Source organism: Pseudomonas sp. NBRC 111127, assembly GCF_001320345.1.
GTDB classification, from domain to species: Bacteria; Pseudomonadota; Gammaproteobacteria; order Pseudomonadales; family Pseudomonadaceae; genus Aquipseudomonas; species Aquipseudomonas juntendi.
Map to the genome: position 1 here is coordinate 1 of NZ_BCBD01000027.1, position 22,977 is coordinate 22,977.

The window sequence follows — 22,977 nt, forward strand, 5'->3', positions numbered from 1 at the left end:
CTTCGGCGGTTCGTCTTTCTCGAATTCGTCGACTACGCCGATGCGGATCAGATCCTTGATCTTCACCTCCACCGGCAGGGTGCAGCAGGTCGAATGGCAGCCATGGCACATGTTGCTGGTGTAGCGCTGCCAGGTCTCCAGGCGGTCGACTTCGGCTGCGGCGATCAGGGTCGTTTTCATCTTTATAAGGGGCGGATCACGGTCTTGGGGCGCGCGATGATACCGGAATTGTTCAATTTATGAACAACCTTTTGCCGGAATCACCAAGTCGGCATGAAAACTGCGAACCGTAACTGTCTCTCCCTGTCGAAGGGTCTAGTCTGAACACTCTCCCTCCGCTTTCGTCAACTTGCCCGAGGATGCCCCATGTCCCAGGAACCTGAAGCTCGTGACGCCGAAGTCGCGGATTTTCGCGCTGCCGTACTGAACAAGCTGACCTATGCGGTTGGCAAGGACCCGGAGCACGCCTTCGACCATGACTGGTTCGAAGCCATCGCCCTGGCCGCGCGCGATCACATGGTCGACCACTGGATGGACCACACCCGCCAGGCCTACCGGCGTAGCCAGAAACGGGTCTACTACCTTTCCCTGGAGTTTCTGATTGGCCGCCTGCTCTACGACAGCCTGAGCAATCTGGGCTTGCTGGACATCGCCCGAGAGGCCCTGCAAGACCTGGACGTGGACCTGGAGCGCATCCGCCTGCTGGAGCCCGATGCCGCACTGGGCAACGGTGGCCTGGGGCGTCTGGCCGCCTGCTTCATGGAAAGCATGTCGACCCTGGGCATTGCCGCCCATGGCTACGGTATCCGCTACGAGCATGGCTTGTTCCGCCAGGCACTGGTCGATGGTTGGCAGCAGGAGCAGACCGAGAACTGGCTGGACTTCGGCAACCCGTGGGAGTTCGAGCGTGCCGAAGTGATCTACCCGATCAGCTTTGGCGGTAGCGTCGAAACGGTGCACGACAACCATGGCAGCCAACGCCAGGTGTGGTCACCTGGCGAGACCGTGCGTGCGGTAGCGTACGACACGCCGGTGGTCGGCTGGCGGGGTTCGAGCGTCAACACCCTGCGCCTGTGGCGGGCACGGGCGCTGGAAGAGCTGCACCTGGAGCGTTTCAACGCCGGTGACCACCTGGGCGCAGTGGCCGAGGTGGCACGTGCCGAGAGCATTTCGCGGGTGCTGTACCCGGCGGACAGTACCGAGGCCGGGCAGGAACTGCGTCTGCGCCAGGAGTATTTCTTCGTATCGGCGTCACTGCAGGACTTGCTGCGCCGCCACCTGAACCAGCATGCCTCGCTGCTCAACCTGCCCGATGCGGCCGCCATCCAGCTCAACGACACGCACCCGTCCATTGCCGTGGCGGAGCTGATGCGCTTGCTGGTGGACCAGCACGAAATCCCATGGGACAAGGCCTGGGAGCTGACCGTCGGCACCTTGGCCTACACCAACCACACCCTGTTGCCCGAAGCGCTGGAAACCTGGCCGGTGGCGTTGATGGAGCGCATGCTGCCGCGGCACATGCAGATCATCTACCTGATCAACGCGTACCATATCGACAGCCTGCGTGCCAAAGGCCTGCACGACTTCGACGTGCTGCGGGCGGTGTCGCTGATCGAGGAAGACAACGGCCGCCGAGTTCGCATGGGCAACCTGGCATTCCTCGGCTCGCACAGCGTCAACGGCGTTTCGGCGTTGCACAGCCAGCTGATGAAGAGCACGGTGTTCGCCGAACTGCACAAGTTGTATCCGCAGCGTATCAACAACAAGACCAACGGCATTACCTTCCGCCGCTGGTTGTACCAGTCCAACCCGCAACTCACCGACATGCTGGTGGAGGCGCTGGGGCCGGAGCTCAAGGACGACCCGGAGGGGCGCCTGGCCGGTTTGGTGCCGTTCGCCGACAAGGCGGGTTTCCGCAGGCAGTTCGCGGCTCAGCGCCTGCACAGCAAGCGTGCCCTGGCCAGCATCATCCAGGATCGCGTTGGCGTGACGGTCAACCCCGAAGCGCTGTTCGACGTGCAGGTCAAGCGTATTCACGAGTACAAGCGCCAGTTGCTCAACCTGCTGCATACCGTGGCCCTGTACCAGGCCATGCGCAACGACCCTGGCACCAATTGGGTGCCGCGGGTGAAGATTTTCGCCGGCAAGGCGGCGGCCAGCTACCACCAGGCCAAGCTGATCATCAAGCTGACCAACGACATCGCCCGGGTGGTGAACAACGACCCGACCGTGCGTGGCCAGTTGAAGGTGGTGTTCCTGCCCAACTACAACGTCAGCCTGGCCGAGAGCATCATTCCGGCTGCGGACCTCTCCGAGCAGATTTCCACGGCCGGTTACGAAGCCTCGGGTACCAGCAACATGAAGTTCGGCCTGAACGGCGCACTGACCATCGGTACCCTGGATGGGGCCAACGTGGAAATGTGCGAGCAGGTCGGTGCCGACAACATGTTCATATTCGGCCTGACCGCCCAGCAGGTCGAGGCGCGCAAGCGGGCGGGTGATTTTGGCGCCACGGCGGCAATCGCTGCGTCCAACCGCCTCAACGACGTACTGCAGGCGATTCGCAGCGGTGTGTTCTCGCCGGACGACCCTTCGCGCTACACCGGCTTGATCGATGGGCTGGTGGCCTATGACCGCTTCCTGGTATGTGCCGATTTCGATGCCTACTGGGATGCCCAGCAGCGCGTCGAGGACTTGTGGCACACGCCGGAGCAATGGTGGCGCATGGCGGTGCTGAACACGGCGCGGATGGGCTGGTTCTCGTCGGACCGGACCATTCGCGAATATGCTACGCAGATCTGGAAGGCGCTGGATTGAAGGTGCCTGCACCGCCTTCTTCACGGGCTCGCTCGTGAAGAAGGCGGGCGCCGACCACCGGCCTGGCACACGCTGAACTACCGACCTATTGTGCCGTCAGAGTGCCGTGGCGAGTCTCATCACTCGCTAGCCTGCAACTCTCCCTGTAAACTGCGGGGGTTTTTCATCTCCCCCATCCTTTCGGAGCCATACATGTCCCGCGTTACCCTGAGTCGCTATCTGATTGAGCAGACCCGCAGCAACAATACCCCTGCCGATCTGCGCTTCCTGATCGAAGTGGTGGCGCGTGCGTGCAAGGAAATCAGCCATCACGTGTCCAAGGGCGCCCTCGGCGGTGTGCTGGGCAGCATGGGCACGGAAAACGTGCAGGGCGAAGTCCAGAAGAAACTGGACGTGATTTCCAACGATATCCTGCTGGAGGCCAACGAGTGGGGCGGCCACCTGGCCGGCATGGCCTCGGAAGAAATGGACAACGCCTACCAGATTCCGGGCAAGTACCCCAAAGGCGCCTACCTGCTGGTCTTCGACCCGCTGGACGGTTCGTCGAACATCGACGTCAACGTGTCGGTCGGCACCATCTTCTCGGTACTGCGTTGCCCTAACGAGTACCTGAGCCAGAACGAAACCCTGAACGAAAACGCCTTCCTGCAGCCAGGCACCCAGCAGGTGGCTGCCGGTTACGCCATCTACGGCCCGCAGACCATGCTCATCCTCACCCTGGGCAACGGCGTGAAGGGCTTCACCCTGGACCGTGAACTGGGCAGCTTCGTGCTTACCCACGAGAACATCCGCGTGCCGGAAACCACCGCCGAGTTCGCCATCAACATGTCCAACCAGCGCCACTGGGAAGCCCCGGTCCAGCGCTACGTCGGCGAGTTGCTGGCAGGCGAGACCGGCCCGCTGAAAAAGAACTACAACATGCGCTGGATCGCCTCGATGGTGGCCGACGTGCACCGCATCCTGACCCGTGGCGGCCTGTTCATGTACCCACGTGACGCCCGCGAGCCAAGCAAGCCGGGCAAGCTGCGCCTGATGTACGAAGCCAACCCGATGTCGTTCATCATCGAACAGGCCGGTGGCGCCTCTACCAATGGTTACGATCGCATCCTCGACATCAAGCCAGAAAGCCTGCACCAGCGTGTGTCGGTCATTCTTGGCTCGAAAGAAGAGGTCGAGCGCGTTACCGCCTACCACAAGGAGTAAGTCATGCTCGCACCTTGGCAGCCGTTGCTGGAATGGTGGTTCGGTTGGGGCACCAGTGCCCAGGCCGTGGCTGACGAGAAGAGCACGCTGTGGTTCGGCAAGCACCACGATGCCGAGGCCCATGCGCAGTTCGGTGAACTGGTGGAGCAGGCCCTGGCCGGCGGGCTCGACGAGTGGCAGCAAAGCCCGCAGGGCTGGTTGGGCCTGCTGCTGTTGCTCGACCAGCTGCCACGCATGATCTACCGCGACACGCCGCGCGCCTTCGAGGGCGACCGGCGTGCCCAGGTGGTGGCCATGCAGGGCCTGCAGAGGTACTGGGACTACCAGCTGCTGCCGATCCAGCGGGTATTCGTGCTGGTGGTGCTGGAGCACGCCGAGGTGCTGGATTGGCAAAACCTGTGCGTCGAGCGGTTTCAGGTGCTGCTGGCTGAGCAGCCCGAGGCCAGCCGCCGGTTGTTCGAAGGCTTCCTCGACTACGCCGAGCAGCACCAGCGGGTGATCGCCCGGTTCGGTCGCTTCCCGCACCGCAACCTGGTGCTGGATCGCCCGAGCACCAGCGAAGAGATGGACTTCCTGCTGGAGCCCGGGTCCAGGTTCTGAGATGGCACGGCCCTGCTGCGCAGGCCATCGCCACACAAGGCCGCCCCTACAAGGGGCGGCTTTTTTATTGGCCGTTAACTAATGCTTTGTGATTAATCGCACAGTAGTGGCCATCCGACCAATGGTGTAGGGGTACAGGGGGCAGGGCAGGGAACAAAGGAGGGATTTTCACGTCGAAGGTCACTGCAGGCCACTCGCCTGTCTCATCTTCCCAGGAGTGTCCTTCAATGTCGTTGCGTTCCCTCGCCCTGTTGTCGCTGTGCGTCGTGCTGACTGCCTGCAGCAAGATCAACCAGGAAAACTATTCCAAGATCAAGGCCGGTATGAGCAAGGCCGAGGTCGAGCAGCTGCTCGGCACGCCGACCGAATGTTCCGGCGCGTTGGGCATGAGCAGCTGCACCTGGGGGGACGAGAAGAGCTTCATCAGCGTGCAGTATGCGGCTGACAAAGTGTTGATGTACTCAGGGCAGGGCCTCAAATGAGGCGTGTGTACCTGCTGATGGCGGTATGCCTGGCGGTGCTGCTGGGCGGTTGCGCAGGCTCTGTGCATGACCCGCTGGCGCCGAAAACCGCCGGCAACGTAGACCTCAAGCGTTACCAGGGCAAATGGTACGAGCTGGCACGCTTGCCCATGCGCTTCCAGGAGGGCTGCGAACAGTCCGAGGCCCATTACAACCTCAAGTCCGATGGCAGCTACGGGGTACTCAACCGTTGCCGCACCATGGGTGACGAATGGTTGCGCGCCGAGGGGCATGCCAATATCCAGGAGCCGGGCCATACCGATAAATTGTGGGTCGAGTTCGATAACTGGTTCACCAAGCTGGTGCCGGGCGTGGCGCGGGGTGAATACTGGATTCTGTACGTTGACGAACACTATCGCACTGCTATCGTCGGCAGCCCGGACCGCAAGTACCTGTGGATCCTGTCACGCACGCCGACCCTGCCGGCCTGGCAGCGCGAGAACCTGCTGGCCAAGGCCCGTCAGCAGGGCTATGACACCAGCCGCTTGATCTGGCGCGCTTCCGACCAGCAGATCGTCAAGATGCATTGATGGCAGCATTGCCGGCCTTATCGCCGGCAGCCATCTCTCATAGAACACTACATAACTTATTGATTTAGCAGGGGCCTTGTGGGAGCGGGCGTGTCGAGGCGTCGAACCGCCGCGAACACCGGCGTAGCCGGTGCCAGCCACCGCGGTGTATTGTTCGCGGCGGTTCGACGCCTCGACACGCCCGCTCCCACAGGTACTCCACAGTTCTCAAGCTTGGTGATGGCCCTGCATTACCCCAGCAACTGCCGCAGCACCTCGGCAAAGGCCACCCGGCTTTGTTCCTCCTGTGCATGCCGCCCCTGGCGCACTACCCACTGCCCATTCACCATCACATCGCGCACCTGGCGATCGCCGCCGGCAAACAGCCAGCGGTTGAGGATGGCATCACCCTGGGCCATCGCCAGGTAAGGGTCCTGCCCGTCGAGCACCAGCCAGTCGGCACGGTTGCCCACGGCCAGCGCGCCGATTGGCTGCCCCAGCGCTTGGGCGCCGCCCGCCAGCGCGGCGTCATACAGGGTGCGCCCGACCATTGGCTGATCACCCCGATACAGGCGGTTGCGGCGCTGGTCACGCAGCCGCTGGCCATATTCCAGCCAGCGTAATTCCTCGACCACGCTCAGCGATACATGGCTGTCTGAACCAATGCCCATGCGCCCGCCCTGGGCCAGGAACTCCACGGCCGGGAAAATCCCGTCGCCCAGGTTGGCTTCAGTGGTCAGGCACAGGCCTGCCACCGCGCCGCTGCGGGCCATGGCTGAGACTTCGTCGGGTGCTGCGTGGGTGGCGTGTACCAGGCACCAGCGCCGGTCGACGTCGACATGCTCATACAGCCACCGCAGGGGCCTCAGGCCGCTCCAGGCCAGGCAGTCGTCGACTTCCTTCTGCTGCTCGGCGATATGGATATGCACCGGTGCTTGCGTGTCACTGGCCGCCAGCACTTCGGCGAGCTGCGCCGGCGCCACCGCCCGTAGCGAGTGGAAGCACAGGCCCAGGCGCTGCGCGGGCTGTGTGGCCAGCGCGGGGGCCAGCTGCGCCTGCAGTTGCAGGTATTGGTCGGTGGTATTGATGAAGCGCCGCTGGCCGTGGTTCGGCGCCAGGCCGCCGAACCCGGCATGGCTGTACAGCACCGGCAACAAGGTCAGGCCGATACCACTTTCAGCGGCGGCCGCACTGATGCGGCGGGATAACTCGGCGGGGTCGGCGTAGGGCTTACCGGCCTGGTCATGGTGCACATAGTGAAACTCGGCTACCGCGGTGTAGCCGGCCTTGAGCATCTCGATGTACAGCTGCCGGGCAATGACCTGCAGTTGTTCTGGGCTGATCTGGCCGACCAGCCGGTACATCAGGTCGCGCCAGGTCCAGAAGCTGTCGTTGGGGTTGCCAGCAACCTCGGCCAGCCCTGCCATGGCGCGCTGAAAGGCATGCGAGTGCAGGTTGGGCATGCCGGGCAGCAAGGGCCCGGCGAGCCGTTCGGCCCCCTCGGGCGCAGCCCCAGGCTCGATACTGGCCACGTAGCCATCGCCGGCGACCTCGATGCGGACATGGCGGGCCCAGCCGCTGGGCAGCAGGGCACGTTCGGCGAAGTAGGCGGGCATGGTGCGAATCCTGTTATTGTTAGCTTGTATATACATATACAGGCGTTTGCCTGCCGGGTAAACTGCGGCAAGCTACCGCCCATTACATTCGCACAAGGATCCAACGCCGTGCCGACACCTCCTGTCTCCGCGCTGGTTGCCCAGATGGGCGAGGGCCCGGCGCCGCTGTATGCGCGGGTCAAACAGATGATCGTCCAGCAGATCGACAACGGCAGTTGGCCGCCGCATCACCGGGTCCCCTCGGAGAGCGAGCTGGTCAACGAGCTCGGCTTCAGTCGCATGACCATCAACCGCGCCCTGCGTGAACTCACGGCCGAAGGCCTGCTGGTGCGCATGCAAGGGGTGGGCACTTTCGTGGCTGAGCCCAAAGGTCGGTCGGCGCTGTTCGAGGTGAACAACATCGCCGACGAAATCGCCGCCCGTGGCCACAAGCATACGTGTCAGGTCATCACCCTCACCGAGGAAGCGGCCGGCTCCGAGCGCGCCCTGGCCCTGGACATGCGCGAGGGCCAGCGGGTGTTTCATTCGCTGATCGTGCATTTCGAGAACGGCGTGCCGGTGCAGATCGAGGACCGTTACGTCAATGCGGCGATCGCCCCCGACTACCTCAAGCAGGATTTTACCCGGAAGACGCCCTACGCCTACCTGTCCCAGGTGGCGCCGTTGACCGAAGGCGAGCACGTGGTCGAGGCGATCCTCGCCGAGCCGGAGGAATGCCGGCTGTTGCAGATCGAGCGGGGCGAGCCTTGCCTGCTGATTCGGCGCCGCACCTGGTCGGGCCGCCAGCCGGTGACTGCCGCGCGGCTGATCCACCCCGGATCCCGTCATCGCCTGGAGGGGCGTTTCAGCAAATGAGCCAGTTGCAGGTGTTGCGCGCGCAGGATTACCCGCGCATGCCATGGAAGAACGGTGGCGGTTTCACTGAAGAAATCACCCGCGACAGCGGCGAAGGCCTGGACGGCTTCGGCTGGCGCCTGTCGATCGCCGATATCGAGGACTCGGGCGGCTTTTCCACGTTTGCCGGTTACCAGCGGATCATCACTGTGCTGCAGGGCGACGGCATGCGCCTGGTGGTGGACGGCCAGGCCAGCCGGCCATTGCTGGCCTGCGATGCATTTGCCTTCAGTGGCGAGAGCCAGGTCAGTTGCAGGTTGCTGGGCGGGGCGATTCGCGATTTCAACCTGATCTATGCGCCGCAGCGTTACCAGGCGCGGTTGCAGTGGCTGGACGGTACCCAGCGAATGTACACCTCGGCGTCGACGGTGTTGCTGTTTGCGGCCTGTAATCAGGTCGAGGTGGCCTTGGCTGGGCGTGAGGCGCAACGGCTGGGGTTGTATGACTGCCTGCGGCTGGAGGGCAACGAAGCGTTGCTGGAGCTGGATGTGCAGGGGCGGTGCTGCCTGATCGAACTCATTCCAACTTGAGATAGCCGGGGCTGCTTTGCAGCCCATCGCGACACAAGGCCGCTCCTACAGCGACCGCGCATGCACTGACTACCGCGGCCCCCTGTAGGAGCGGCCTTGTGTCGCGATGGGCCGCAAAAGGGAGCAACGATTATTTTGGTTGTCCGTGCTTGTACATACAAGTAAAGGTGTGTTTGTATATCGACCACGACATACCCGCCCGCGCTCGACCGCAGAGGACCCTTCCCGTGACCGACAACAATAAATACCGTGACGTTGAAATCCGTGCCCCACGTGGCAACAAGCTCACCGCCAAAAGCTGGCTGACCGAAGCGCCACTGCGCATGCTGATGAACAACCTCGACCCGCAGGTCGCGGAGAACCCGAAGGAGCTGGTGGTTTATGGGGGCATCGGCCGCGCCGCGCGCAACTGGGCATGCTACGACAAGATCGTCGAAACCCTGACCCGCCTGGAAGACGACGAAACCCTGCTGGTGCAATCGGGCAAGCCGGTCGGGGTGTTCAAGACCCACAGCAACGCCCCGCGTGTATTGATCGCCAACTCCAACCTGGTGCCGCACTGGGCCAGCTGGGAGCACTTCAACGAGCTGGACGCCAAAGGCCTGGCCATGTATGGCCAGATGACCGCCGGCAGCTGGATCTACATCGGTAGCCAGGGCATCGTCCAGGGCACCTATGAAACCTTCGTCGAAGCCGGTCGCCAGCACTATGGCGGCAACCTGAAAGGCAAGTGGGTACTCACCGCCGGCCTGGGCGGCATGGGCGGTGCCCAGCCACTGGCGGCGACCCTGGCCGGGGCTTGCTCGCTGAACATCGAATGCCAGCAGAGCCGCATCGACTTCCGCCTGCAAACCCGCTACGTCGACGAGCAGGCCACCGACCTCGACGACGCCCTGGCACGCATCGCCAGGTACACCGCCGAAGGCCAGGCAATCTCCATCGCCCTGCACGGCAACGCCGCCGAAATCCTGCCCGAACTGGTCAAGCGCGGCGTGCGCCCGGACATGGTCACCGACCAGACCAGCGCCCACGACCCACTCAACGGTTACCTGCCCGCCGGCTGGACCTGGGAACAGTACCGCGACCGCGCGCAGACCGAACCTGCGGCAGTGGTCAAGGCCGCCAAGCAGTCGATGGCCGTGCACGTGCAGGCCATGCTCGACTTCCAGAAGCAGGGTGTCCCGACGTTCGACTACGGCAACAACATCCGCCAGATGGCCAAGGAAGAAGGCGTAGCGAACGCCTTCGACTTCCCAGGTTTCGTACCCGCTTACATCCGCCCGTTGTTCTGCCGCGGCGTTGGCCCGTTCCGCTGGGCGGCGCTGTCCGGTGAGGCCGACGACATCTACAAGACCGACGCCAAGGTCAAGGAACTGATCCCCGACGACGCCCACCTGCACCGCTGGCTGGACATGGCCCGCGAGCGCATCAGCTTCCAGGGCTTGCCGGCGCGTATCTGCTGGGTTGGCCTGGGCCTGCGTGCCAAGCTGGGCCTGGCGTTCAACGAAATGGTCCGCAGCGGCGAGCTGTCGGCGCCGGTAGTGATTGGCCGCGACCACCTGGACTCCGGGTCGGTGGCCAGCCCCAACCGCGAAACCGAAGCCATGCGCGACGGCTCGGACGCTGTCTCCGACTGGCCGCTGCTCAACGCCTTGCTCAATACCGCAGGCGGCGCCACCTGGGTCTCGCTGCACCACGGTGGCGGCGTGGGCATGGGCTTCTCGCAGCACTCGGGCATGGTCATCGTTTGCGACGGTACCGATGAAGCCGCCGAGCGTATCGCCCGCGTGCTGACCAACGACCCGGGGACCGGTGTCATGCGCCACGCCGATGCCGGTTACGACATCGCCATCGACTGCGCCAGGGAGCAGGGCCTGGATCTGCCGATGATTACGGGCTGACCCCCGGCTTTGGCTCGCACCCCGCCAGGGGTGATACTGAACAACAAGAAGGAGCGCACAGGCACCACAGACGGGCCTGTGGCTCCAAGCGACTGGAGTAGCAACGTGACCGAATTCACTCTCAAGCCAGGCACCCTGACCCTGGCCCAGCTGCGCGCCATTCACGCCGCGCCCGTGCGCTTGCAGCTGGATGCCAGCGCCGCGCCAGCCATTGACGCCAGTGTGGCCTGCGTTGAGCAGATCATTGCCGAAGACCGCACCGCCTACGGTATCAATACCGGCTTTGGCCTGCTGGCGTCGACCCGTATCGCCAGCCACGACCTGGAAAACCTGCAACGCTCGCTGGTGCTGTCCCACGCTGCCGGTGTCGGTGCGCCGCTGGATGACGACCTGGTGCGGCTGATCATGGTGTTGAAGATCAACAGCCTCAGCCGCGGGTTCTCCGGCATTCGCCGCAAGGTCATCGACGCGCTGATCGCCCTGGTCAATGCCGAAGTCTACCCGCACATCCCGCTGAAAGGGTCGGTCGGGGCTTCCGGTGACCTCGCCCCCTTGGCGCACATGTCGCTGGTGCTGCTGGGCGAAGGCAAGGCACGCTACAAGGGCCAGTGGCTGTCAGCGACCGAAGCCCTGGCTGTGGCCGGCCTCGAGCCATTGACCCTGGCCGCCAAGGAGGGCCTGGCCCTGCTCAACGGCACGCAGGCTTCCACCGCCTATGCCCTGCGCGGCCTGTTCCAGGGTGAAGACCTGTACGCCGCCGCCATTGCCTGCGGTGGCCTGAGCGTCGAAGCCGCGCTCGGTTCGCGTTCGCCATTCGATGCGCGTATCCACGAAGTGCGGGGCCAGCGCGGCCAGATCGACACCGCGGCGTGCTTCCGCGACCTGCTGGGCGACGCCAGCGAAGTGTCGCTGTCGCACAAGAACTGCGACAAGGTGCAGGACCCGTATTCGTTGCGCTGCCAGCCGCAGGTCATGGGTGCGTGCCTGACCCAGTTGCGCCAGGCCGCCGAAGTGCTGGCGGTCGAAGCCAACGCCGTATCCGACAACCCGCTGGTGTTCGCTGCCGAAGGGGACGTGATTTCCGGCGGCAACTTCCACGCCGAGCCGGTGGCCATGGCCGCCGACAACATTGCCCTGGCCATCGCCGAAATCGGCTCGCTCAGTGAGCGCCGCATTTCGCTGATGATGGACAAGCACATGTCCCAGCTGCCGCCGTTCCTGGTGGAAAACGGCGGGGTCAACTCCGGCTTCATGATTGCCCAGGTGACCGCTGCTGCGCTGGCCAGCGAGAACAAGGCCCTGTCCCACCCGCACAGCGTCGACAGCCTGCCCACCTCGGCGAACCAGGAAGACCACGTTTCGATGGCCCCGGCTGCCGGCAAGCGCCTGTGGGAAATGGCCGAGAATACCCGAGGCGTCCTGGCCATCGAATGGCTGGGTGCCTGCCAGGGCCTCGACCTGCGCAAAGGCCTGAAGACGTCCACCAAGCTGGAGCAGGCGCGCCAGGCACTGCGCAGCGAAGTGCCGCACTACGACCGTGACCGTTTCTTTGCGCCAGACATCGAGAAGGCCGTGGAACTGCTGGCCAAGGGGAGCCTGACCGGTTTGCTGCCGGCCGGTGTGCTGCCAAGTCTGTAATGCCCCTGGGGCCGCCATGCGGCCCACTCGCCGGCAAGCCGGCTCCCACAGTGAGGGGGCTGGCTTTCCGGCGATCTGGCTGCAAGGCCGCCCCCTCTCGACCTCACGACCACAAAAACAATTCAAGGACGTGACATGCAACAAGCTCAAGGTCTCAAGCGTGGGCTAAGCGCCCGCCACATCCGTTTCATGGCCCTCGGTTCGGCCATCGGCACCGGGCTGTTCTACGGCTCTGCCTCGGCCATCCAGATGGCCGGCCCGGCCGTGTTGCTGGCCTACCTGATCGGCGGCGCCGCCGTGTTCATGGTCATGCGCGCCCTCGGCGAAATGGCCGTGCACAACCCGGTGGCCGGCTCGTTCGGCCACTACGCCACCACCTACCTCGGCCCCATGGCCGGCTTCATCCTCGGCTGGACCTACGCCTTCGAGATGGTCATCGTCGCCATCGCCGACGTGACCGCCTTCGGGATCTACATGGGGTTCTGGTTCCCCGAGGTCGCCCGCTGGATCTGGGTGCTGGGCATCGTGTTCCTGATTGGCGGCCTGAACCTGTGCAACGTCAAGGTCTTTGGCGAAATGGAGTTCTGGCTGTCGTTGCTCAAGGTCGGCGCCATCGTGGCGATGATCCTGGCCGGCCTGGGCATCATGGCCTTCGGCTTCAGCCAGGTGGGCAGCGGGCATGCCGTTGGCGTGAGCAACCTGTTCGACCATGGCGGCTTCATGCCCAATGGCGTCGGTGGCCTGATCGCCTCGTTCGCCGTGGTGATGTTCGCCTTTGGCGGCATCGAGATCATCGGTGTCACGGCCGGTGAGGCCAAAGACCCACAGCGCGTGATCCCCAAGGCGATCAACGCGGTGCCGCTGCGCATCCTGCTGTTCTATGTGCTCACCTTGTTCGTGCTGATGTGCCTGTACCCATGGCCGCAGATCGGTAGCCAGGGCAGCCCGTTCGTGCAGATATTCAGCAACCTGGGTATCGGTTCGGCGGCCGCGGTGCTGAACGTGGTGGTGATCTCGGCGGCGATCTCGGCCATCAACAGCGACATCTTCGGTGCCGGCCGCATGATGTATGGCCTGGCCCAGCAAGGCCATGCGCCGCGCGGCTTCAGCAAGTTGTCCAGGCACGGCGTGCCGTGGATGACTGTGGTCGTGATGGGGGCGGCACTGCTGGTCGGCGTGCTGCTCAACTACCTTATCCCCGAGAACGTGTTCCTGCTGATCGCCTCGATCGCCACCTTCGCCACCGTCTGGGTTTGGCTGATGATCCTGGTTACCCAGGTGGCCATGCGCCGCAGCCTGCGCCGTGAAGAGGTCGCCCAGCTGAAGTTCCCGGTACCGTTCTGGCCCTATGGCCCGGCCATGGCCATTGCCTTCATGGTGTTCATCTTTGGCGTGCTCGGTTACTTCCCGGACACCCAGGCGGCGTTGATCGTCGGGGTGGTCTGGGTAGTGTTCCTGGTGGCGTCCTACCTGCTGTGGTGCAAGCCGCGGGCAGGGCAGGGCCAGCCAGTTGCAGAGCCGGCCGAGCTACACCGCTAGTACAGGAGATTGTGCATGAGAACCCTCTGGCAGCACTGCCATGCGGCAACCATGGCCGAAGGCCGTTATTCGCTTATCGAAGATGCGGCCATCGTCACCCACGCCGGGCTGATCGAATGGATCGGCCCGCGGGCCGGGCTGGGCCCGGTCGAGGCCGGGCGCACGGTGGACCTGGGCGGCGCCTGGGTCACCCCCGGGCTGATCGACTGCCATACCCACGCGGTATTCGGTGGCAACCGCAGTGGCGAGTTCGAACAGCGCCTGCAAGGCGTCAGCTATGCCGAAATCGCCGCCCAGGGCGGGGGCATTGCCAGCACCGTGCGGGCCACCCGTGCGGCCAGCGAGGATGAACTGTTCGCCAGTGCGCTCCAGCGGGTTCAAGCCTTGATGCGCGACGGCGTGACAACCCTCGAGGTCAAGTCCGGCTACGGCCTGGACCTGGCCAACGAACGCAAGATGCTGCGCGTGGCCAGGCGGCTGGCGGATGCCCTGCCACTGACGGTGCGGGCCACCTGCCTGGCTGCCCACGCCTTGCCACCGGAATACGCCGGCCGGGCGGACGACTACATCACGCACATCTGCGACGAACTGCTGCCAAGCCTGGTCGGCGAAGGCCTGGTGGACGCAGTGGACGCCTTCTGCGAGCACCTGGCGTTCACCCCGGCCCAGGTCGAGCGCGTGTTCATCGAGGCGCGGGCGTTGGGGGTGCCGGTCAAGCTGCACGCCGAACAGTTGTCTTCGCTACACGGCTCCAGCCTGGCTGCGCGTTACCAGGCGCTGTCGGCCGACCACCTGGAATTCATGACTGAAGAAGACGCCATCGCCATGGCCAAGGCGGGCACGGTCGCGGTGCTGCTGCCGGGCGCTTTTTATTTTTTGCGCGAAACCCAACTGCCGCCGATGGACGCCTTGCGCCGCCATGGCGTGAAGATCGCCCTTGCCAGCGACCTCAACCCGGGTACCTCGCCCGGGTTGTCGCTGCGGTTGATGCTGAACATGGGCTGCACGTGCTTCCGTATGACGCCGGAAGAAGCCCTGGCCGGCGTCACGGTGCATGCCGCCACCGCGCTGGGCCTGGGTGACAGCCACGGCTCGCTGGAAGTTGGCAAGGTGGCCGACTTCGTCGCCTGGCAGGTCGAGCGCCCCGCCGACCTGGCGTACTGGCTCGGCGGCGACCTGCCCAAGCGCGTGGTGCGCAGTGGCCATGAAATTACCAATTGAGGGAGGCTAGATGGACAAGGTATTGAGTTTCCACCAAGGGCATTTGCCGTTGCTGATCAGCATGCCCCACGCCGGCCTCAAGCTCACGCCGGCCGTGGACCAGGGCCTGGTCGACCAAGCGCGCAGCCTGCCCGACACGGATTGGCACATACCACGTCTCTACGACTTTGCCCGGGAACTGGGGGCCAGCGTGGTCGCCGCGCAGTATTCGCGGTTCGTCATCGACTTGAACCGCCCGGCTGACGACAAACCGTTGTATGCCGGTGCTACAACTGGCTTGTATCCGGCCACGCTGTTCGATGGCGAGCCTTTGTTCAAGCAGGGGCTGGAGCCCACTGCCGAAGCGCGCAAGGCCTGCCTGGCGACGATCTGGCAGCCTTATCACCAAACGATCCGCAATGAGCTGGCGCGCCTGCGGGAAACCCACGGCTACGCGCTGCTGTGGGATGCCCACTCGATTCGTTCGCTGATCCCGCACCTGTTCGATGGCAGGCTGCCGGACTTCAACCTGGGCACGTTCAATGGCGCCAGTTGCGACCCGGGCCTGGCTGAGCGGCTGGTGCAGGTGTGCAGCCAAGCCGAGGGTTACAGCCATGTGCTTAACGGGCGCTTCAAAGGCGGCCACATCACCCGGCATTACGGCGACCCGGCGCATGACATCCATGCCGTACAGCTGGAGCTGGCGCAAAGCACCTACATGGAAGAGCAGGAGCCGTTTACCTACCGCGAAGACCGCGCCCAGCCGACGCGCGAGGTGTTGAAGGCGTTGCTCCAGGCCGCATTGGCGTGGGGCCGGGAGCATTACGGCAAGTAATGAGCGGCGCGCCGTCGCGTGGGTTTGCTCAGCTGTTACCCACGAAGGTGAGGGTGAGTTCGCGCAGAAGCGCCAGTTCTTCCTGGTGCTTGTCCTCCCAAAGGCCCTGCTGCAGAGCCACTTCCTCGTGCAGCGGGTGCCCGCTGCTGGACAGCTCCAGTACCCGCTGGCGGTAACGGGCCTCTATCTGCGCGAAGCGAGGCGCATGTTCGCCGCGCAGGCGCTGGGTCCAGCCGGTATTGGCCAGCAGGTAATCGATGAACACTTCACTGTGTTCGCTCTGGCGCACGCTCTCCAGTACCCGCGACAGCTCGCCTCGGGCCAGGTTTGCGGCCCCGCGAAAACGCATGCTGTCGGCGATCGGCAGGTCCAGCTCCCTGGCCAGCTCGCGACGGTAAGCCAGGCGCACCGAGACCAGGTCGCCCGAACCGGTGCGCGTGGCGGCAAGCTTTTCCAGCTGGTCCACGCGGAACAGCCGTAACAGGCGCTGGTGAAGGCTGTGCAGGGTATCGCCAGCGTCGATCAGCAGGCGGTTGGCCATGAGGTACAGTTCGATGTTGTTGAACTCCTGAAGTGCGCCGTCGTGGCACGTCTGCGACCCCGTTTCAGGGTCGGGCAGCGCCGCTGCGGCAATGCTTTCCATGATCGGCCGTTCATCCTGGTTGGCTGCGGCAGCCACCAGCATCAGGCGCACCCGCGCACAGAAGTCGCCCCGGGTGGTGGGGTCGACGAACGGCGCGGCGTTGTGCAAACGGCCTGCTAGCCGCAACAGGTCGCTGCCCTCCAGCTGTTGCCAGCAGCTGCGCAAGGCTTCGTTCTGAGCCTCGTCACCCAGCAGCCAGTCTTCGAGCCTGGGGGTGTCGTCGCCCTGCAACGGGAAGTGCGGATGGTCGAGCGAGCCTTCACTGGACGAGTTGACCAGCATCAGGTTGTCTGGAATGTCCAGGGCGAACGAGTAACTGCGCTGGCTATCCGAGTAGGCCCGCACGCGCAGGATGGTGGCGTCGGGCAAGGGGTTGTCGAACAACGAAATCGACGAAATCGGCATGGCGTTGTTCAGGTTGGAGAGGATGTGCTCGGGCAGTTGGGTGATGTTGTTCGAGCTGAGGTCCAGCAACTCCAGGGGTAGCAGCGCGTCGCACCAGTCTGGCCACGCGTGCAGGTTCATGTTGGTCAGTTCGAGGGACGTCAGGTTGGCGGACAACCGTGCGGGCACCTGGGTGATGCTGCCGACCCGGTTGCCAGACAGGTCGAGCGAGGTCAGGTGCTCAAGCTCGGCAAAGGTTTCCAGCATGGCCTGGTCGACCTCCAGGCCCATGTTGCGAAACTCCAGGTAGGTCAGGCGCGGCAGGCGTGGCAAGGCCGATGCCAGTGCAGGCGTAGCACTTTGGTGAGCATCGATGGTCAGGCGGGTGATATTCGGAAAGCGGGCAAGCAGTTCGCTGAGTTGTGCTGAGGTGCCACTGAGGCGGGTCAGGGTCATTGCATGCACACGCTCGCCGAAGAACGCCGGGAGGCGGCGCGGGAAGTGTTCGATGGCAACGTCCTCCAGTTGCAGGCGAAGGTATTGCTGGCCCTGCTCCTGGCGCTCCCAGAATGCGTTTATCGCTGCTGCCATACGCTGCCGGTCGGTCAGGGCCGCCTGGGTCAACGGGTTGCTCGAACTCGAGGCATGGACCCAGCCATCGATCGCATCGCGCATGAGTTGCCGCTCGCTGCGGAGGCGTTCCAGCCGTTGGTTCAGCGCCGGGGGCTGATCCACGGTGACCTGGGCGGTTTCCGGGCGTCCGTTCAGCAGCAGGCGTTGCAGGTGCGTTTCATTGATGGGGTTGCCTTGCAGCGAAATCACCGGCGCGCGTTGCAGCGGCGTTTCCCCCAGCAGGAACGCGGGCAGTGACGTCAGGTTGTTGTCCTGTAACGACAGGTGCCCGATACGGCTCAGGGTTTCGCTGTCGATACCGGTGGGCCATTGGCTCAGTTGCATCCGGTTCAAGCCCAGGTAATCCAGGGTAAACCAGTGGAAGCTGGCCCTGTCGATGCCTTGCTGCAGCCGGTTGCCACTGAGGTCCAGATGGGCAAGCCGTGCATGGCCTGCCAGCTCGCCAAGGTGGCTGTTGCTGAACGCCAGGTTCTGGTTGGTCATGGCCAGCCTGCGCAGGTTCGGCAGGGTCGAGGCAATGGTCGGCACGCTGGGCAGCAGTAGCGAGGGGGTTGCCCTGGGGTTGTACGGCCTGCTGATTTCCAGTGCTTCCAGCCCGGGCATCAGCCGCAGCAAGCGTTGCATCAGCCGCTCGCTCTGGCCCCAACCTGCCAGGGTGCCGCTTGGCAGGTCGAGCAGGTGCAGGCTGCGCACGCGGCGGTAGAAGAAATCGGGCAGGGTCAGCGGGATGTCGGTCAGCGGTACGCCTTGCACGCGCAGCTCGGCACCGAGCGCGGCATCATCCTCCAGGGCGGTGTCGTACCAGTGCTGCATGATCGCTTCACGCAGGGTGTCATAGGTGCGGGCCGCCTGGTCGGAGGCCGGTGAAATGGCTTCGCTCCAGTCGTCCAGGCTGCGTTGCAAGGCGTTGCGTTGCTCCATCAGCGTGGTCAGGTATTCGAGGATCTGCAGCCGGCTGCGGCCGTTGGCGGCAAGCGACATCAGCACCTGTTCGGCCGGCCTGCCGGTGCGTTCCGGAATGCCGGTGGCCCTCAGCGTGCTCAGCAGGTGCTGGCGCATGCTGCCCTGGCTTTGGTCATCACCGCTGCTCAAACGGTAGCCAACGCGGCCATCGGCAAGGCGCATCGGCGAGCGATAGTCGGGCCGGGGCGGTTGCATGCCCAACGCATCGCGCAAGGCCGGGCGGGGTAACAGCGGGCTCTGTTGCAGCAGGTGCTGAAGGGCCTCGCCGCTGGTGACGCCCAGGCCTTGCATGGCGTCGGGCAAGGCTGCATGCAGCGCGCTGAAGAGGTGCGGGTAGCGACGCACCACCGCCCCGGGCTCGCCCTGCGCGTGAACGATGTAGCCGGCTGGCGAGTGGGTGATGGTCGCCCAGGGGCTGCTGCCCTGCGCGCCGATGGCATGGTCCTGGTCGGGCCAGTGACTGCGCTGCAACAGGCGCAGCCGCGTGTCTGCGGGCCAGCCCGGCAGGCGGGGCAGGGTTTGCATGATCAGCCGGTCGCTGTCCCAGCTTTGCGCGCCGGCCAGGTACAGGCCCTCATAAGCCCGGGCAAGGCGCACGTGTTGTTGGTAGGCGCGAATTTCCTCGGCCAGGTGCAGGGGCACCTTGCCGGCACCAAGGGCTTGCAGGTCAATGGCACTAGCGTTGCGCACCAGCTCATCGATGATCGGCGCTGGCAGGCTGGGGTAGACCCGGCGGATCACCTCGCCGTTGGCCGGCAGGGGGCTAGCGATGCGCGCGTACGCCGTGGTGAACGCTGCAGGCCAGGCGCTTTGGTCTGGCAACTGGCGGATGTGGGCATCCAGCTTGAACCGCTGCAGGGTGTCTTCCAGCAGTGCGGGCAGCCGCCGGTTGTGGGCCAGGCAGTGGCGCAGCGTGTCTTCGTGGATATCGCAGACGTGCAGGATCCGCTGCAAGGTCGCTTCATCGAAAGACCCGCTCAGGTGCCCCAGGCGGCGCAGCAGGCGTGCGCCGTCCCAGCTTTGTGGCTGCTCGGACTCCAGCAACCATGCCCCTGCACCATTGTGCAGCGCTTTGGCCTGGTAACCTGCCGGGCGGGTCGGGTGTTCAAGGCGGTAACCCGTCGCAGCGCGGGTCACCGAGTAAACCCGGTTTTCCACGGGCAGCCAGGTTTTGCCGCCATAGTGCAGCAGGCCGGATTCGTCTGCCTCCAGCCCTCCCGGCAATACCCTGTCGTGGGCGAAGGGGGCAAGGTCCGCGTGCCACAGGCGTTGCCCGCCGTCGGCCAGGTCGATCGGCTGCAGTTCTTCGATGAATGAGGGCGTCTCCACGGGGATCCGCTCGACCACCGGCGTAGCCTGCCCCCCGCCGGCTGCCGCGAGCGCGGCCATGATGGCGACGTTGTCGATCACGTCCATCAAGTAGTCGAATGCCTGCTGACGATCACCGTCAAGCCAGCTGTCGATGCCCTCGAACGTTTCATTGGCCAGCTGCAGGGCCGTTACCCCAAGCATCGCGGCGCCGAGCGGGGGGATGAACAGGGCGGCAACGTTCAGGCTGACGAAGGCCAGGGCCTTGAAGTAGTCAAGGTGGCGTTGCGCAGTCTTGCCGTTTTGCATGGCTGTCGGCACCGCATGGAACAGCCCGTCATCCCTCAGCCGCTTCTGCCGCTGGCAGGCCAGCTCGTCCAGGCACGGGCGGGTGAAGGGCTGCACGTGCAGACGCACCTGCGCGTTGGCGATGCGCTCCAGAAAGTGGCGCTTGTGCCGATCGGGTAGCAGGCGCTGGCATTCCGGGCGGCGGAAGGCAGGCAGCTGTTCACGCAGGAACGCTTCGGCATCGGCCCTGCTGGCGTGCTGGGTCAACGGCTCGGGCATGCCGGGCAGGTAAAGCACCACCCAGCCCGCATACGGGTACACCGGCCCTGGTGGGAATCGGCCGGCGCCCACCGGCCGGCGTGCGTCGAGGCCAATCGCCATGGCCCCGGTCAGCGGAACATGCAGCAACTCGATGCCCGCACACAGGACCGGGCGGCCATCGTGTTCAACCTTTGGCTCAGTGGCGAGCTTGAGCAAGGTTGCATGGAGGGCCGTGTCGATCCGGCCCAGCAGGCAGGCGTGGTGAACCTGCAACTCGAATGTGGAGCGCTCGGCAGCCTTGAACACGCTGGCAATGGCCGGCGCGTTGGGCTGCTCGCCCGGTGGGTCGAGCGCGTCGAGCAACCGTTGATACTTGCCGCCGATATCCAGCTCGCGTGCCAGGGCCGCGAACGCTTCCGCGACGATGGGCAGTGGCACCGCCTGGGAGGCCAGGCCAACGTCGTTGCTGTCGAGAATGGCCGAGGCGTGGCCGCCGGCGCGCAAGCCGTCGGGCTGGGCCTCGAAGGCCTCGAAGTTCTGCAAGGCACAGTGCAGCAGGGGTTGGGTTGCCAGCTTCAGCGCGCGGGACGAAGTGACGAAAGGATCGCCGCCAGGGCTGGAGAGCGCCTCGGTAAGGGCGGCCGCCCTGTTCAGGTTCATCAGGTAGGTACGCTCGACATCGAGTGTGGTGCCCAAGCGCTGGCTGAGCGCGGTGGACAGCAGCTCGGTGGCATAGCGCTGCAGGTCCGGCAGGGTTGCCAGGAGGGCACTCAGGTTGGCCTCGGCTTGCACATGTTGGCCATAGGTTTGCACCAAGGCCTTGGCCACCGTTGGGTGTGCCAGGCATGCGCGTTCCAGCCTGGGGTCGCGCTGGCTGGCCGCCTGGCGCAGCTGGCGGCGCTGCTCTGGCCGGGCGTCGACCACCCAGGCGGGTAGCTTGCTGCTGACCAACTGGTGGTAGAAGTCGGGCTCGCAGGCTGCAGGTTTGGTGGAGTCGATCATGGGGAGTCTCACTTCGAGGGTGTTCCCCGATGCTAGGGAGGCTCGCCTGCGCCCTGCACATAAGATGATCTCGCTTAGGTACATGCTCTAAGCGCAATTCAGGTTTATGATGGCCAACGGCCGAATATATCCTCACACGGAGTGCGCGATGCAGACCCTCTACCCGCAGATCAAACCCTACGCCCGGCACGATCTGGCCGTGGAAGCGCCGCATGTGTTGTATGTCGACGAAAGCGGCTCGCCGGAAGGTTTGCCCGTGGTGTTCATCCACGGTGGCCCTGGCGCTGGTTGCGACGCCCAGAGCCGCTGCTATTTTGACCCCAACCTGTATCGCATCATCACCTTCGACCAGCGCGGCTGTGGCCGCTCCACGCCCCATGCCAGCCTGGAGAACAACACCACCTGGCACCTGGTCGAGGACATGGAGCGTATCCGCGAGCACCTGGGTATCGATAAATGGGTGCTGTTCGGTGGCTCGTGGGGCTCCACCCTGGCCCTGGCGTACGCCCAGACCCACCCCGAGCGGGTGCATGGCCTGATCCTGCGCGGCATATTCCTGTGCCGGCCCCAGGAAATCCAGTGGTTCTACCAGGAGGGCGCCAGTCGCCTGTTCCCCGACTACTGGCAGGACTACATTGCGCCGATCCCCGCGCAGGAGCGTGGAGACCTGGTGGCGGCCTTCCACAAGCGCCTTACCGGCAATGACCAGATCGCCCAGATGCACGCCGCCAAGGCCTGGTCCACCTGGGAAGGTCGCACCGCCACCCTGCGCCCCAATCCGCTGGTGGTCGACCGCTTCTCCGAGCCGCAGCGGGCCCTGTCGATTGCCCGTATCGAATGTCACTTCTTCATGAATAACGCGTTCCTCGAGCCGGACCAGCTGATCCGCGACCTGCCGAAAATCGCCCATTTGCCGGCAGTGATCGTGCACGGCCGCTACGATGTGATCTGCCCGCTGGACAACGCCTGGGCCCTGCACCAGGCCTGGCCGAACAGCGAGCTGAAGGTGATCCGTGACGCTGGCCATGCGGCCTCCGAGCCTGGCATTACCGATGCACTGGTCCGTGCCGCCGACCAAATGGCACGCCGCTTGCTCGACCTGCCGCTGGAAGAAGCATGAGGGGCCTGCTGCAACGGGTGCGTGGGGCGCGGGTAGAAGTTGCGGGCGAGGTGGTGGGTGCCATCGACCAGGGGTTGCTGGTGCTGGTTGCCGTAGAGCCTGAAGATTCCCGCGAGCACGCCGATAAGCTTTTGCACAAGCTGTTGAACTACCGGGTATTCAGCGACGAGCAGGGCAAGATGAACAAGTCGCTCAAGGATGTTGGCGGCGGCTTGCTGCTGGTGTCGCAGTTCACCTTGGCGGCAGACACCCGCAACGGCCTGCGCCCGAGCTTCTCGACGGCTGCGCCGCCGGCGCTCGGGGCCGAATTGTTCGACTATCTTTTGCAGCAGGCCAACAGCCAATACGCCCCTGTGGCCAGCGGCCGATTTGGCGCAGACATGCAGGTGCACTTGGTAAATGATGGCCCCGTGACATTTATGTTACAAATTTGAGGTCAATAAACCCCTTGTTCACAGGAAAACAAGGGGTTTTGTACGATAAATAGTTGTTCCAGCCTGATGCGTTGTCACGCGACCTGCTGGATAATCGCGCGCTGCATGGACCTGCGTTCGCAGGTTCGTTTCACTCTG

The 22,977-nt window shown here is 64.5% G+C and carries 16 protein-coding genes and 1 pseudogene; 14 read left to right on the forward strand and 3 right to left on the reverse strand.

The window, feature by feature from the left end; translation table 11 throughout:
• Positions 1–180, reverse strand: a pseudogene (locus APH30_RS07550) (YkgJ family cysteine cluster protein); the annotation flags it as partial.
• Between the two features lie 186 nt (positions 181–366).
• Between APH30_RS07550 and APH30_RS07555 the strand changes: the two are divergent.
• The 5 genes from APH30_RS07555 (at position 367) to APH30_RS07575 (ending at position 5,671) form a co-directional block, all read left to right on the forward strand.
• Complete coding sequence (locus tag APH30_RS07555) at positions 367–2,817, forward strand: glycogen/starch/alpha-glucan phosphorylase (RefSeq protein WP_054912113.1); 2,451 nt, start codon at positions 367–369, stop codon at positions 2,815–2,817.
• 192 nt (positions 2,818–3,009) lie between these two features.
• Positions 3,010–4,020: a class 1 fructose-bisphosphatase gene (locus APH30_RS07560; protein WP_009681216.1), complete on the forward strand. Its 1,011-nt coding sequence runs from the start codon at positions 3,010–3,012 to the stop codon at positions 4,018–4,020.
• Positions 4,021–4,023: 3 nt separating this feature from the next.
• Complete coding sequence (locus tag APH30_RS07565; protein WP_054912114.1) at positions 4,024–4,620, forward strand: DUF924 family protein; 597 nt, start codon at positions 4,024–4,026, stop codon at positions 4,618–4,620.
• Positions 4,621–4,847: 227 nt separating this feature from the next.
• The gene (bamE, locus tag APH30_RS07570) at positions 4,848–5,102 is read left to right on the forward strand and encodes an outer membrane protein assembly factor BamE (RefSeq protein ID WP_009681214.1); all 255 of its coding nucleotides are present in this window, start codon (positions 4,848–4,850) and stop codon (positions 5,100–5,102) included.
• Positions 5,099–5,671, forward strand: coding sequence for a lipocalin family protein (locus APH30_RS07575; RefSeq protein WP_029887409.1), 573 nt, complete (start codon positions 5,099–5,101; stop codon positions 5,669–5,671). The genes bamE and APH30_RS07575 overlap by 4 nt, the downstream gene beginning before the upstream one ends.
• 230 nt (positions 5,672–5,901) lie before the next feature.
• On the opposite strand, the gene APH30_RS07580 is transcribed toward APH30_RS07575, so the two are convergent.
• Positions 5,902–7,266, reverse strand: coding sequence for a formimidoylglutamate deiminase (locus tag APH30_RS07580; protein WP_054912115.1), 1,365 nt, complete (start codon positions 7,264–7,266; stop codon positions 5,902–5,904).
• Between the two features lie 144 nt (positions 7,267–7,410).
• Here APH30_RS07580 and hutC point away from each other — a divergent pair, with 144 nt between their 5' ends.
• The 7 genes from hutC (at position 7,411) to hutG (ending at position 15,803) form a co-directional block, all read left to right on the forward strand.
• On the forward strand, positions 7,411–8,121 hold the full coding sequence (gene hutC, locus APH30_RS07585; protein ID WP_177333714.1) for a histidine utilization repressor: 711 nt from the start codon (positions 7,411–7,413) through the stop codon (positions 8,119–8,121).
• Complete coding sequence (locus APH30_RS07590) at positions 8,118–8,690, forward strand: HutD family protein (RefSeq protein ID WP_054912117.1); 573 nt, start codon at positions 8,118–8,120, stop codon at positions 8,688–8,690. The genes hutC and APH30_RS07590 overlap by 4 nt, the downstream gene beginning before the upstream one ends.
• A gap of 227 nt (positions 8,691–8,917) precedes the next feature.
• The gene (hutU, locus tag APH30_RS07595; protein WP_054881715.1) at positions 8,918–10,591 is read left to right on the forward strand and encodes a urocanate hydratase; all 1,674 of its coding nucleotides are present in this window, start codon (positions 8,918–8,920) and stop codon (positions 10,589–10,591) included.
• Positions 10,592–10,696: 105 nt separating this feature from the next.
• Complete coding sequence (gene hutH, locus APH30_RS07600) at positions 10,697–12,229, forward strand: histidine ammonia-lyase (protein WP_029885413.1); 1,533 nt, start codon at positions 10,697–10,699, stop codon at positions 12,227–12,229.
• A gap of 135 nt (positions 12,230–12,364) precedes the next feature.
• Entirely contained in the window at positions 12,365–13,768 is a 1,404-nt protein-coding gene (locus APH30_RS07605; protein WP_054912118.1) for an amino acid permease, read from the forward strand.
• 15 nt (positions 13,769–13,783) lie between these two features.
• A complete protein-coding gene (gene hutI, locus APH30_RS07610) occupies positions 13,784–14,989 on the forward strand; it encodes an imidazolonepropionase (protein WP_054912119.1) in 1,206 nt (401 codons plus the stop codon).
• A 10-nt stretch (positions 14,990–14,999) separates the two neighbouring features.
• Positions 15,000–15,803, forward strand: a complete 804-nt coding sequence (gene hutG / locus APH30_RS07615) for an N-formylglutamate deformylase (RefSeq protein ID WP_054912120.1) — start codon at positions 15,000–15,002, stop codon at positions 15,801–15,803.
• Positions 15,804–15,831: 28 nt separating this feature from the next.
• On the opposite strand, the gene APH30_RS07620 is transcribed toward hutG, so the two are convergent.
• Positions 15,832–21,285, reverse strand: coding sequence for a dermonecrotic toxin domain-containing protein (locus APH30_RS07620; RefSeq protein WP_082416120.1), 5,454 nt, complete (start codon positions 21,283–21,285; stop codon positions 15,832–15,834).
• Between the two features lie 148 nt (positions 21,286–21,433).
• On the opposite strand from APH30_RS07620, the gene pip reads away from it, so the two are divergent.
• On the forward strand, positions 21,434–22,405 hold the full coding sequence (gene pip, locus APH30_RS07625) for a prolyl aminopeptidase (RefSeq protein WP_029885408.1): 972 nt from the start codon (positions 21,434–21,436) through the stop codon (positions 22,403–22,405).
• Complete coding sequence (gene dtd, locus APH30_RS07630; RefSeq protein WP_009684267.1) at positions 22,402–22,839, forward strand: D-aminoacyl-tRNA deacylase; 438 nt, start codon at positions 22,402–22,404, stop codon at positions 22,837–22,839. Before pip ends, dtd begins: the two co-directional genes overlap by 4 nt.
• Positions 22,840–22,977: the final 138 nt, after the last annotated feature.

Bases quoted from the DNA above. Each gene is read 5' to 3' on its own strand.
- APH30_RS07555 (WP_054912113.1), top strand. From the start codon at position 367: ATGTCCCAGGAACCTGAAGCTCGTGACGCCGAAGTCGCGGATTTTCGC.
- APH30_RS07560 (WP_009681216.1), top strand. From the start codon at position 3,010: ATGTCCCGCGTTACCCTGAGTCGCTATCTGATTGAGCAGACCCGCAGC.
- APH30_RS07565 (WP_054912114.1), top strand. From the start codon at position 4,024: ATGCTCGCACCTTGGCAGCCGTTGCTGGAATGGTGGTTCGGTTGGGGC.
- bamE (WP_009681214.1), top strand. From the start codon at position 4,848: ATGTCGTTGCGTTCCCTCGCCCTGTTGTCGCTGTGCGTCGTGCTGACT.
- APH30_RS07575 (WP_029887409.1), top strand. From the start codon at position 5,099: ATGAGGCGTGTGTACCTGCTGATGGCGGTATGCCTGGCGGTGCTGCTG.
- APH30_RS07580 (WP_054912115.1), bottom strand. From the start codon at position 7,266: ATGCCCGCCTACTTCGCCGAACGTGCCCTGCTGCCCAGCGGCTGGGCC.
- hutC (WP_177333714.1), top strand. From the start codon at position 7,411: ATGGGCGAGGGCCCGGCGCCGCTGTATGCGCGGGTCAAACAGATGATC.
- APH30_RS07590 (WP_054912117.1), top strand. From the start codon at position 8,118: ATGAGCCAGTTGCAGGTGTTGCGCGCGCAGGATTACCCGCGCATGCCA.
- APH30_RS07605 (WP_054912118.1), top strand. From the start codon at position 12,365: ATGCAACAAGCTCAAGGTCTCAAGCGTGGGCTAAGCGCCCGCCACATC.
- hutI (WP_054912119.1), top strand. From the start codon at position 13,784: ATGAGAACCCTCTGGCAGCACTGCCATGCGGCAACCATGGCCGAAGGC.
- hutG (WP_054912120.1), top strand. From the start codon at position 15,000: ATGGACAAGGTATTGAGTTTCCACCAAGGGCATTTGCCGTTGCTGATC.
- APH30_RS07620 (WP_082416120.1), bottom strand. From the start codon at position 21,285: ATGATCGACTCCACCAAACCTGCAGCCTGCGAGCCCGACTTCTACCAC.
- pip (WP_029885408.1), top strand. From the start codon at position 21,434: ATGCAGACCCTCTACCCGCAGATCAAACCCTACGCCCGGCACGATCTG.
- dtd (WP_009684267.1), top strand. From the start codon at position 22,402: ATGAGGGGCCTGCTGCAACGGGTGCGTGGGGCGCGGGTAGAAGTTGCG.